Below are 12,006 nucleotides of genomic sequence, written 5' to 3'. Positions count from 1 at the left end.
TAATTATAACAAAATCCAGCTAACGAAAATGTGGAGTGCTACTCAAGTAATAAAAAAAGTCGCGCGACCCAGCCCGAAACTCGCGCGACAATTGGAAAGCGGCGAACTGGCTCGCCGCTTCCTCAATTACTTATTAAAATATTCCATAATCCCTTCAACTATTCCGTCCGCAACGTTTTCCCGGTGTTCTTTCGTCTGAATTATCGATAGATCATACGGGTTTGTCATGAATCCAAGCTCTACCAATATAGATAAATCACTATTTTCCCGCAGAACATGATAATCGTTTTGTCTCGTACCACGACTGTTCAAATCAAGATATTGTTCTAATGCAGATTGAATATCATCCGCAAATTGCTGTTCTTCTCCATCGGCATAATAATACGTGCTGAAGCCATTTACCCCGTTTAGCGGAAAAGCATTATAATGCAGACTGATGAAGGCATCGGTTTCGTTTGTTTGGCTAATGCGGACGCGGTCCTCCAGCTGTATAAATGTGTCGTCCGACCGAGTCAATGTAACGTCTGCCCCGGCTTCACTAAGTTCTTTGGCTACGCTTATTGCAGTATTTAACGTGATATTTTTCTCGAGTACACTGTTATTTGCAATTGCGCCAGCGTCTCTACCACCGTGGCCAGCGTCAAGGACAATGTGGTAGTTTTCTAGTTTTCCTGATGCATCGCTTGCTGCTTTAATGAGTTTTGTGGTATTCATGCTGCTGCCGGCCACTTCGGCGGATGTTTCCGTGTTTTCGGCTGGAATTAGATAATACCCGGCTACCCACGCTTTTTGGCCGCCGTAATATGTTTGCGCCCATCCGTATTGTTCTTCAAATACAGTGACCCGATCACCATCAACCAGCGTTCCGATAATTGCGGAGTCATACGATGGCCCGGAGCGGATATGCAATGAATCAGTCCCTACTTCATAAGTATTACTATCGTCAGCATGAACGGTAGGACTAAACAAAGCAAATAAGAACAAAAAACCAATAGTCATCATAAATATGCGTAGTTTTCCCATTTAGACATCCCCTTTTCTATGATTCTATAAATCCATGCTTTCCATTAAATATGGATTTTAAACAAATCTATTAAAAAATTTTTAATGGGAGTGCAGCTGCTATAATTAAAAAAATGGAGGTAATATGTCGTTTGTGAAAACAGTGGAATCGGCCAAGCGCATTAATGCATAGGCTTTAATAGGAACTATCTTTGCGGCTGCTGCTTGATTAGTCATGTTGGCAGCAAAAATGCAGTTCCGGAATGAGGGGGATGTGTGATGCGTGGCCTGTTCGGCAATCTATTTCAGAAATGGGTCATCGTTTTCTCAACGCAGCATATTGGTGACTATTACAAGGTGAGGAGCAAGTTGCGTCAGCACCACATCGATTATCAAACAGAGACGGTTACTTTTAAGGGAAGCTACAGTGGACGGAATAGACACCCAACGACCTACCACTTAAAGGTAAAGGAAAAGGATGTACAGAAGACAGACGACATCATCGACCCTTGATCACGCTCCGTGCAGCATTAACAGCGGACACCTCACACGTGGCGGAGGTGTCCAGTACTATTTATTCACACAAGAACGGGCTGTAATATCCTCCCCGGTAAACATAGGTAAACCGCACGTAACAGCCCGGCTAATAATTATGCGACGTTTTGTATGAAGTTTCACCTTATCCTTTGGCAATCTTTTTCCGATCCGGGGCAAGTGGTGGCTGTTCAAACCATCTGTTTTTGGACATGATATTGAACCATTCTTTGACCATCGTCAGGTTTTTTAAGATAATTTTTTCGTAGGTTAGTACAAGGTCTGTACGCATAGCCGATGACAATCCTGCACCATGAAAGGATTGTGACGTTTGAAGTAAAAAACCGATGTGAAACAGCATCAGTTTGTCCGAAAAAGGGGATTCCTGTGATGTGGTAACATCCGACTCCCATGATACAGGTACAGGCAAGTTATCCGCATGCAAAATTTTGCTTAGTGATTGAATTTGTTGGTCGGCGGTATTTTGTGCTCCCTTCAAAAACTTTCTTACCTCTTTGTCTTTTACTACTTGGCTGAAGCCGATTGATAACGTTTTGGACATAATTTTCTTCTTGATATTTAATGAAAGGTTTACAATTTCTGTTGCGGCTAATGGACGTTTATCTCCAAAGAAGCCGCTGAGAAATTGCTGTCCGGATACAAATTCGGGATTACTGTCTGGATAAAAGTATGGGTCACGCTGAAAACGACCTTTTTCTAAAAGCAGTTCAATGGTTTTATGATACATTTCTTTGCCTTGGTCATCACTTCGATCAAAAAATTCGCGTAAGTCTTTTCTTGTTGAAGCACTAAGCGCTGCTGTGTGTCCTAGTAAACCGTGCATCGTTATGATGTGTAAATATTCCAGACAGAAAATGTCGGTGAATAGCCGTTTGGCATTTGTATTCAAATCCGATTCATTAAATCCAATTGGTATCGGGAAGCCTTCATTGGCGATAAATGCACCAAGCTGTTGTTTTTGTTCGGAAAATATATCGATAGCCTCTTCAAAAAGATGCTTTATATCTTCATCTTCAATAATGGATAACATGTATCTATTCACGATATCGGTGGCAGTTCCACTTACATATTCCGTCCATAACGATCCAATCTCAGCCGATGTTAGCCGCAGATTATCCTTATCCATACCATCACCTCACGTAAAGTTTTCCCGAGTGACGTGAATATATGTTTGTGGAATGGGATTTGTTGCTAAAGATTCTAGTTTAGCACTTGTAAATAACAGTGATAAGCACCGGGAAAACTGCGTATCATAGTAGTATGGGTGTGACAGAAATTGGATGGATTGCAAAACTGCTGATAGAAATGAAGAGAACTGTCCTAAAGGGGGTGCTGATGATTGGATAAAAAGAAGTTAATTACGGCGATCATTGGGTTTGTGTTGTTGATAGGTGTTACCATGTTTGCTATGAACTTAGAAACGACAGCGTCACAGGAAAAGCAAGTTGATAAGTTCAATGATACATTTACTGGTGAAAGTGAACACTGGTCGGCACAGTTACATGTGACAGGTGAGAAGACCTACCGAGAAGGGAAAGATGATGACCGGGCTGTATTTAAGCTGACATATAAAGGACCAATTAGGGAGCTGTCGTCTGTTAATAAACTGCGTTATCAATATGTGATGCCAACTAGCAGTAAGGAAATCAAGATGACTTTTGACACGCCACCGGAAAATCGCGTTTTTACCGATAGCAGTAGTAATCTGGTGAAACAGGACGCAATGATTAAGGTCAGCGTTCAGTGGGGTGACCATACAGAAACATTTACGTTACGGGCGGAGGGTTGAACCTAATTGGTTGTTTCCCTGAATGATATGTCGATAACTTCTTCTGTTTTGGTATTAAATTTAATATCAATGAACACACCGAATTCCTTCTCATTTTCCCGCAGCCATAACTTGAATTTTTCCACGGCGGTGTCATCCTTATGTTCACGGCCTCGATGAAGGTAGTCCACGATTGCTGCATTCGGATATTTAGCTTGGGTTTCCTTCATCGCCAGCCGTCCCCACTTGGCATAGGAAGGTATATCTTGTTCGGCGAAAGTGACTTGATGACTGTCACTAAACATACCACAACCGAAAACCGCCATCATGATAGTAAGTATGACAAGCATCCGCATAACCATCATATCCTTATCATATGTAGCATGCTAATGATGGAAGCAGATTATCCGGTGAACAGAAATATTCCAGTTAGAAGTACAATAAAAATTATGCCTTCCATTTTTCCCAATCTACGTTTATTATCATGGTAGAGAGATTAGAAATTTATTAAAAAGGCAGGGAAATGGATGCGAAAAACATTAGCCACTTTTGTTGTATTGGCCATTATACTTGTAGCATTTTTTGTAATCATTGAATGGAGCGTTGACAACGGAAGCGCCGCGAATCAAACAGAAGACACGCCTGTATCCTTTAAGCCGGATGGAGAGGTGGAGCAGCTATCTTCTTATGACACCAGGCGGTTGGACAAGCAGAAAGAATTGGAAAAGCAGCTGCAGGAGGAATACATTGCAGATGGGTACTCGCTGGCTCAACCGTTTGTGAAAGTGGATCCATATGGGGTGGCACCGCTCACAGCAGTTGCCAAATTTCAAACGGACGAGCCTGTAAAAATCACCGTAACGGTCGAGGGCAAAGGTGAAAAGGGAGCTATCGAGCGTACCTATGATGAATGGAAGACCGAACACACCGTCCCTGTTCTCGGCTTGTATCCGGACTACGAAAATACAGTAACGATTAAAGCGACCAACGAAGCGGGGGAAACAGCGACAAAGTCATTCACCGCCAAAACGGATGCCTTGCCGGATGACTTTTTGACCAATGAAGTGGTGGAAGCTAAGCCGGATAAAATGGAAAACGGTTTGACATTTATCCTACCGAGCAGCCGCTATGTATATGCGGTGGATGATAAGGGAGAGGTTCGGTGGTACTCGACACTATGGAACTCACACATTTTCAAGCGGTTTGAAAATGGTAACCTAATGTTTATCACCAAGGAAAAAGGTCAGGACAAATATAACGAAATCCTCGAAATGGATATGCTCGGTAAAGTGTATAACGCCTATACACTGCAAATGGAGGAGCACCCGCGAACGAATGTCGTCCACCATGACATTATTGAACTGCCGAATGGCAATTTACTGGCGACCGTGCATGATCTCGAATCAGATTATGTGCAGGATGAAATGATTGAAATAGACCGCAAAACCGGCGAGACAGTGCGGGATTTCAGTTTTCGTGACATTTTCCCGGAAAGCTTTTATGAGGAATACGATGGATTGCAAGCTGATAAGAACGACTGGTTCCATCAGAATGCCATCTGGTACGTGGAGGAAGATGATTCGATTCTCGTGTCCAGCCGTCACCAGGATTTAGTTATGAAAATGTCCTATCCAGAGGGCGAGGTCGACTGGATTTTAGCGGATCATGAAGAATGGCCGAAATCCTATGACAAATATTTGTTGGATCCACAGGGCGATGACTTTAAGTTCCCAGCCGGACCACATGCACCCATGACGATGCCGGATATGGATAATAATTCGTCCACCAATGACTATTTACTGTTTGATAACAATATCGTCATCACGCGTGGTAAAGATCCACTCAGTGAACAGTTCAGCCGCGCCATTCAGTACCGGATCAACCCGGAAAAAATGACGGTAGAAGAAGTGTGGGCCTATGGCGAGGAACGTGGTAAAGACTTATTCTCTAACATCGTCGGCGATGCCAATTATTATCCGGAAACAGGCAATCGCATGCTAACGTCCGGGTATATCGATGTCGGTGGTGACGAAAGAATCAGCCGGGTCGTTGAAGTGAGCGACGACCAGCCAGCGGAAGTCATTTACGAACTCGTCGTCTCCGGGTTTGAACAAAAAAGCCACCGCCAGGCATACCGTGCACTACGCCTGCCACTATATCCTGAGCAGGAATGGAATGTAACAATAGGTGAATAATATGAGTGTGGAGCAGCCAATGTGAATTCGGCTGCTCTATTTTTATGGTCAGATTCGAATGAGTGCCCGAAAGCGGTGGGAAAACAAGGGGGAGGCCACTCATCAGGGTAATGAGCGCCCAAATGCGATGGGGAAATGAGGTAAAGGTCACTCATCAAGGGAATGAGTGCCCAAATGTGGTGAGGAAACGAGGTAAAGGTCACTCATCAAGGGAATGAGTGCCCAAATGCGTCGGGAAAACAAGGGGGAGGTCACTCATCAGGGTAATGAGTGCCCAAATGTGGTGAGGAAATGAGGTAAAGGTAACTCATCGGTGTGATGAGTGCCCAAGTACGGTGGGGAAACGAGGTAAAGGTCACTCATCGGGGTGATGAGCGCCCAAATGCGGTGGGGAAATGAGGTAAAGGTCACTCATCAGGGGAATGAGTGCCCAAATGTGGTGAGGAAATGAGGTAAAGGTAACTCATCGGTGTGATGAGTGCCCAAGTACGGTGGGGAAACGAGGTAAAGGTCACTCATCAGGGTAATGAGCGCCCGAAAACGAAGTAAAGGTAACACCTTAGCTAAGGAGTGAGATATACTATCATAAGTTTCATGCAGTACGCGTAACATTTCTGTCATAGCTTTCTGACATAATTGTGAAATACTGAACAAAACCACACAAAAGAATAACCTGGCGTGTTATGCTGTAACTGTAATCAAGATATTATCTTATTACTAGTTGTGAAATACTGAACATATGAAAAGGGGAGGATCTCATGTTTACGGATATTTTAAGGAATAATAAAGTAGTTGCAGGGATCTTAGCATTTTTACGAATATATATCGGGTATCAATGGCTGACATCGGGATTTGGAAAAATAACTGGTGGCGGATTTGATGCCAGCGGATTCATGCAAGGCGCTATTGCAAGTGCGGGTGGTGAACATCCGGCAGTGCAAGGATGGTGGGCTGCATTTCTGGAAACCGTCGCCCTACCTAATGCAGAATTATTCAGCTTTGTGGTCATGTGGGGCGAATTTCTGGTAGGAGCAGCATTAATACTAGGACTGTTTACTAATTTCGCGGCACTCATGGGCATAACGATGAACTTCGCATTTCTGTTCAGTGGTACCGTCAGCACGAACGCACTAATGGTGCTTATCACCGTATTCTTGCTCGTTGCCGGCTACAACGCAGGACGTTTCGGTCTGGACCGTTGGGTAATGCCTTACTTGAAAAACCACAACCCACGTCAAAAACACAAAACGAAACCTGCCACTGTTTAAACGACATCATTCTATTAAAAGCTGACCTTCCAGGTAGGAGGTCAGCTTTTGTGCGGGGGACTGACGTGGATAGCCAAGTCAACCATATGTATCAGCTTCCGATGCGTTACCCATCACCCCATCAAAAAATCCCATTCCGTTCATCCTCCTGTAATACTATTTTAGCGTTCGAATGTGTCCCCTAACCGTATTCCACAATTTCAACCACCAGAAGTTTTTTCCCGTTCCGTATACCAAAGAAAATAGAATAGTTCATCGCCGAATAAGTTTTCCTACCTTGTCAAGACTGTATTTGATAATCCCATTATTAGAAAGGAGAATCCATACAGTTGAAAAAGCTGATACTATTGAGCGGCCTATCACTTGTGTTTGTACTGGGTGCATGTACGGATAAAGACGAGCCCAAAGAAACAGCGAATAATGACGAACAACAGAAGGCAGAACCGGCATCCAGTTTAACTGACGATGAAGTAAATATGACGATGTATAACAGAGACAAGGAGGATATTGGTACGGCTGTCATTAAATCTGAGGGCAACGGTGTGCGGATTTCGCTTCATGCTTCCGATCTGCCACCGGGGACACATGGGTTTCATATTCATGAAGGCGGCGTATGTGAGCCGACGGACTTTAAATCGGCAGGTGGGCACTTTAATCCGACGAATGCCAAACACGGTTTCGATCATCCTGAAGGCCCGCACGCCGGGGACCTTCAGAATATTACTGTCAATCAGAATGGTAAGGTGATTGCCAGTGTAACAGCGGATATGGTCACATTGAAAAAAGGTAAAGAGAACTCCTTGTTCAAAGAAGGTGGTACCACGCTGATTATCCATGCAAATGCAGATGACTTTAAATCGCAGCCTGCAGGTGACGCTGGTAAACGGATTGCATGCGGCGTTGTCAGTGAGTAGCAGAGCTCCCGGTGCTGGAAATTAGAGTGCTTAAAGTGTTAGCACTCTATCTTTTGCTGTTAAATTCATGTTTATATGGGCAATTGTGCTGTTTCACATTGGTTTATTAGGACAACGGTAGTATAACCGATAACCTAATGTTCGTGTCTTACTCGCCTGCAATGAATTATGAAATTGACTCTTCTGTTTTAAGAGTAATAAAAATAAAAGTTAGAGGAATGTTAAAGATAAACTAGGTAAAATTAGGAGGGTTTAAACATGACCACTTCAGACCATCTGTCAATTTCAGGGGCAGAACTTGGATCACTTTGGATGGGATATCAAAACAAGACGATGAATATGAGATTTTTGGAATATTACATTGAAAAAGCCGAGAATCCGGAAGCCAAAGATATTTTAGAATCCTATTACAACAAGGAAAGTGAACATGTAGAAACACTGAAAAAAATATTTCAGGAAGAGGGGGCTGTGTTGCCTGTAGGGTTTACTGAAAAAGATGTTACCCCGGGGGCACCTCGTCTGTACGATGAAATGTTTGATACTATGCACTTACGTTTGATTGCAGCCATAAATATGGGACTTTTCACAGTACATCTATCCATGGCTTATAGAGATGATATAAGAGAATTGTACCAGCGTTTTACAGCTGATGCTCAAGAAGCTTATGACCAAACAACAGGTTTTCTTTTAAAGCACTCGGCAATCCCTCGTCCCCCTTATGTCACGATGCCAAAAGATGTTGAATTTGCAAAAAGTAAACAATATATGTCTGGATTTAATCTGTTATCCCACAAAAGACCTTTAAATTCCGTTGAAATTGCACATCTTTATCAACCGATAGAAGCAAACACAATAGGGATGACACTCATGACTGGATTCGCCCAAACAGCCCAAAATAAAGATGCAGCAAACATTTTCTTTGATGGGAAGGAACTTGCGAAACGAATCGTAACCAAATTAAGTGACGTTTTGCGTCAAAGTGATATACACACCCCTTCTATGTGGGCAGGTACAGTAACCGATTCGACCAATGCCCCTTTCTCAGACAAATTGATGATGTATCAAACCAGTGTATTCTCCAGCTTCGGTCTGACAAGTAACGCTGTTGGCTCAGCTTTCAGTTTACGAAGCGATTTACCTTTGAAAATGGCTAAAATTGTACAAGACATATTCACTTTTTCTAAAAATAGCGGGCAGGTCATGATCAAAAATGGATGGATGGAAGAACCTCCCCAAGCACAAGACAGAAGAAAATTATCAAAAGGACAAACCAACAAATAAGAAAACTTTGTGAATGCTTTCGTATTGCACGAAGAAATACAAAAATAACATCTATGATAATTTGGACTGGTAATATGCATGAAAATAATAAGTATGAAAAACTTTTTTGGAGTATTGCATTGCCTGGGTTTGGTCAACTATTAAACGGAAAGTATATCAAAGGAATTATATTAATTTTTTTAGAGTTTTTGGTTAACGTTCAGGGGAATTTTAACAAGGTCATCTTTCTAAGTTTCCATGGAGAAATTGAAAAGGCGATTCAACAAACCGATTACCATTGGCTCATGTTTTATCCTTGTTTATACTTTTTTGCGATGTGGGATGCCTATAAAGATGCAGGTGGGGGAAAGAAACCGTATTCGTTTTTGCCCTTTGTGTTTTCAGCCTATTTTGTAACAGTAGGATTAATTTTTTCATCCGACTTTACAATACTTGGGATTCTTATTGGTCCGGTATGGTTGCCAATTTTAGCAGTAGTACCTGGAGTTGGAATTGGCTTTTTCCTTCAATTGTTGATGAATAAGTGGAGAGAGAAGAGGACTTAAAAAAAGAATAAGAAATATTAAAACAAAGTCTTAAGCAATTGGCGGGCGCTTTTGAATAAAGAGTGCGCCCGCTTTGCTTCAAACAAAATTCGCTGTTAAAATCCGCCCAGGCAATGACCAACACCAGAACTCACTACACCTCGCGCAGGCTTGCTAAACTCCTTATTCTTTCCTATTTCAAATTTATCTGAATTCGTGTATAATGTATTTCGGGTAACGAAGCAAAGGGGGAGGAACTTAATGGGGGCAGCTGTACATACGCAAGCCGCTACTCAAGATAAGATTTGGTCAAGGGATTTTGTATTTATATGTTTAGCTAACTTTTTCATCTTTCTGGGCTTTCAAATGACATTACCGACATTGCCGCTCTTTGTCGAGGAACTGGGCGGTAGTGATCAGCAGATTGGCTTAATTGTTGGGATCTTTACGTTTTCAGCACTTTTACTCAGGCCGTATGCAGGGCATGCGCTCGAGTCGAAAGGTCGGGCGTTTGTTTACATGACCGGTCTGTCCATTTTTGTGTTGTCGGTTGGTTCTTATGCATTTATTTCCGTTATTGCACTGTTATTTGTCATGCGTATCGTTCAAGGCGTGGGATGGGGGTTGTCAACAACAGCAACAGGTACCATCGCGACTGACCTTATCCCGCCTAAGCGTCGTGGTGAAGGGATGGGTTATTTCGGTTTGTCCGGAAATCTGGCGCTGGCGTTCGGGCCAACACTTGGCTTGACGTTAACCGGACACATCTCGTTTACCTCACTCTTTTTGATTTGTGCAACAATGGGGCTGACGGCATTTATCCTGTCATCGCGAATCCGCTATAAAAAAGTGGAGCAATCAGAACACAAAACAACCACAGTTAAATTCGATATTTTTGAAAAATCAGCGGTTAGACCATCCGCTCTGCTATTTTTTGTTACTGTTACGTTTGGTGGAATTGCCTCTTTCCTACCCATTTATGCAGAAAAAAGTGGTGTAGCCGGCATTGAATTTTATTTTCTTGTGTACGCGTTATTTCTGATGATTTCCAGACTGTTTTCAGGCAAGTTATACGACAGAAAAGGTCACTTGTATGTATTTCCCCCGGGGGCAGCGCTCATTTTCTGTGCCATGCTGCTGCTTTCTTGGCTACCGAATACTGGTGTCATGTTATTGGCGGCTGCACTGTACGGGCTCGGCTTCGGCGCGGTTCAGCCGACGCTGCAGGCATGGGCCGTGAACGATGCACCAGACAACCGGCGAGGGATGGCCAACGCGACCTTTTTCTCCTGCTTTGATTTAGGTGTCGGTATTGGTGCGATGTCATTTGGCCAAATCGCTTCCATGTTCGGGTATGGGATGATTTATCTGACCGCATCAGGCTCCGTGTTTTTATCCATCCTACTGTATTTTTATTTATATATAAGGGCCAAAGCCCAGGCGGTTTGAGTGTGGAACTGCCTGGGTTTTTCCTATCTATTAAGAAGTTATCCCATTTGTACTGAAATGATGACACCTTTTCATCCTGACACTCGATTATAAGGGTGAAAGGAGGTGATCAACATGGCTGTGGCACAGAAAGTCGGTTCGCGGCTAACGCTTATCCTGGATGATGGGGATGACATGATGACAGGTGAAACAATTTTTAAATCAAAAAGTTTCAACAATGTCAAACCCGAAGCGACGGCGGATCAGTTGTTTACCATCGCAGCGGCACTTGCAGAACTTCAGGAGCGTCCGCTGTACAATGTCGAACGGACAGATGATTACGAGATTACGCAGCAATAACATTAAAGTAAATAGACAAAAGGAGGTCAACGTATGAAAAAGCTCGAACTTAAATTTTTGAACGAGGATGGAAAAACAGTGACTTACTCGCTGGAGAAGCCCATTGAACCGGTTGATGCGGCTAAAGTCAACAGTACCATGGATGATATCCTAACGCAGGATGCATTTACGTCATCAGGCGGTAACCTCGCTTCGAAAAAAAGCGCACGCATTGTCGAACGCAATGTTAAAGAAATTGAACTTCCCGAATAACGTTTCTACACAAGACTAGCGGCTGCATCGCCCTAGTCTTTTTTCAACAAAAGTGGCAGGAACCCTTGCTTAGGCGCGCTTATAAACGGATGAGTTTGTCAGAAGCCGTGGAGGCCGTATCCAACCTAAGGCGGGGTTCATCCATGAAAACGGATAGGAGGTAATGTCAGTGGAAACATTGGTATCGTTTGTGACGGAAGTTGGCTTTCCGATTGTGGTGACCTTTTATTTGCTTCACCGGATCGAAGGCAAACTAAACGATCTGATCTCATCCATTCACGCACTGCCGGCAAAAATGAAATGACTACTAATTGGGAATTCCGGCAAAAGACCAAATACCTCACTTTTGATGGGGAAAGTGAATGAACAATAAAAGCGTCATACCGATTAACATAGTAATTGGTATGACGCTTTTTTGTTGATATAACAACATTATTACTAAAAACGAGTCCAAATTCA

Annotated in this window: 14 protein-coding genes; 11 read left to right on the top strand and 3 right to left on the bottom strand. The window is 43.0% G+C overall.

Going from position 1 to position 12,006, the window contains the following annotated elements:
- Positions 1 to 126: 126 nt before the first annotated feature.
- On the bottom strand, positions 127 to 1,023 hold the full coding sequence (locus tag FFL34_RS08255; RefSeq protein WP_138603026.1) for an N-acetylmuramoyl-L-alanine amidase: 897 nt from the start codon (positions 1,021 to 1,023) through the stop codon (positions 127 to 129).
- 258 nt (positions 1,024 to 1,281) lie between these two features.
- Here FFL34_RS08255 and FFL34_RS08250 point away from each other — a divergent pair, with 258 nt between their 5' ends.
- A complete protein-coding gene (locus FFL34_RS08250; protein ID WP_138603025.1) occupies positions 1,282 to 1,515 on the top strand; it encodes a hypothetical protein in 234 nt (77 codons plus the stop codon).
- Positions 1,516 to 1,681: 166 nt separating this feature from the next.
- Here FFL34_RS08250 and FFL34_RS08245 read toward each other — a convergent pair whose 3' ends face one another.
- Complete coding sequence (locus tag FFL34_RS08245; protein ID WP_138603024.1) at positions 1,682 to 2,683, bottom strand: DUF3231 family protein; 1,002 nt, start codon at positions 2,681 to 2,683, stop codon at positions 1,682 to 1,684.
- A gap of 213 nt (positions 2,684 to 2,896) precedes the next feature.
- Here FFL34_RS08245 and FFL34_RS08240 point away from each other — a divergent pair, with 213 nt between their 5' ends.
- On the top strand, positions 2,897 to 3,346 hold the full coding sequence (locus tag FFL34_RS08240) for a hypothetical protein (protein ID WP_138603023.1): 450 nt from the start codon (positions 2,897 to 2,899) through the stop codon (positions 3,344 to 3,346).
- A gap of 2 nt (positions 3,347 to 3,348) precedes the next feature.
- Here FFL34_RS08240 and FFL34_RS08235 read toward each other — a convergent pair whose 3' ends face one another.
- A complete protein-coding gene (locus FFL34_RS08235) occupies positions 3,349 to 3,681 on the bottom strand; it encodes a YqzG/YhdC family protein (protein ID WP_138603022.1) in 333 nt (110 codons plus the stop codon).
- A 171-nt stretch (positions 3,682 to 3,852) separates the two neighbouring features.
- Here FFL34_RS08235 and FFL34_RS08230 point away from each other — a divergent pair, with 171 nt between their 5' ends.
- The 9 genes from FFL34_RS08230 (at position 3,853) to FFL34_RS08190 (ending at position 11,851) form a co-directional block, all read left to right on the top strand.
- Entirely contained in the window at positions 3,853 to 5,520 is a 1,668-nt protein-coding gene (locus tag FFL34_RS08230) for an aryl-sulfate sulfotransferase (protein WP_138603021.1), read from the top strand.
- A gap of 758 nt (positions 5,521 to 6,278) precedes the next feature.
- Positions 6,279 to 6,788, top strand: a complete 510-nt coding sequence (locus FFL34_RS08225) for a DoxX family protein (protein WP_138603020.1) — start codon at positions 6,279 to 6,281, stop codon at positions 6,786 to 6,788.
- A 329-nt stretch (positions 6,789 to 7,117) separates the two neighbouring features.
- The gene (locus FFL34_RS08220) at positions 7,118 to 7,702 is read left to right on the top strand and encodes a superoxide dismutase family protein (protein WP_138603019.1); all 585 of its coding nucleotides are present in this window, start codon (positions 7,118 to 7,120) and stop codon (positions 7,700 to 7,702) included.
- A 258-nt stretch (positions 7,703 to 7,960) separates the two neighbouring features.
- On the top strand, positions 7,961 to 8,983 hold the full coding sequence (locus FFL34_RS08215) for a DUF3231 family protein (RefSeq protein ID WP_138603018.1): 1,023 nt from the start codon (positions 7,961 to 7,963) through the stop codon (positions 8,981 to 8,983).
- Positions 8,984 to 9,057: 74 nt separating this feature from the next.
- On the top strand, positions 9,058 to 9,528 hold the full coding sequence (locus FFL34_RS08210; RefSeq protein WP_138603017.1) for a hypothetical protein: 471 nt from the start codon (positions 9,058 to 9,060) through the stop codon (positions 9,526 to 9,528).
- 240 nt (positions 9,529 to 9,768) lie between these two features.
- Positions 9,769 to 10,956, top strand: coding sequence for an MFS transporter (locus tag FFL34_RS08205; RefSeq protein ID WP_138603016.1), 1,188 nt, complete (start codon positions 9,769 to 9,771; stop codon positions 10,954 to 10,956).
- Between the two features lie 114 nt (positions 10,957 to 11,070).
- Positions 11,071 to 11,295, top strand: coding sequence for a DUF1659 domain-containing protein (locus FFL34_RS08200; RefSeq protein ID WP_138603015.1), 225 nt, complete (start codon positions 11,071 to 11,073; stop codon positions 11,293 to 11,295).
- 33 nt (positions 11,296 to 11,328) lie between these two features.
- A complete protein-coding gene (locus tag FFL34_RS08195; RefSeq protein WP_138603014.1) occupies positions 11,329 to 11,547 on the top strand; it encodes a DUF2922 domain-containing protein in 219 nt (72 codons plus the stop codon).
- A gap of 163 nt (positions 11,548 to 11,710) precedes the next feature.
- Positions 11,711 to 11,851 carry a YvrJ family protein gene (locus tag FFL34_RS08190; protein WP_181955056.1) on the top strand — a complete coding sequence of 47 codons (141 nt, stop codon included), beginning with the start codon at positions 11,711 to 11,713 and terminating at the stop codon, positions 11,849 to 11,851.
- Positions 11,852 to 12,006: the final 155 nt, after the last annotated feature.

It is taken from the genome of Lentibacillus cibarius (genome assembly GCF_005887555.1).
GTDB classification, from domain to species: Bacteria; Bacillota; Bacilli; order Bacillales; family Amphibacillaceae; genus Lentibacillus; species Lentibacillus cibarius.
Note: the sequence above shows the minus strand (reverse complement) of the source record. Positions and strands in the feature narration are given on the sequence as shown.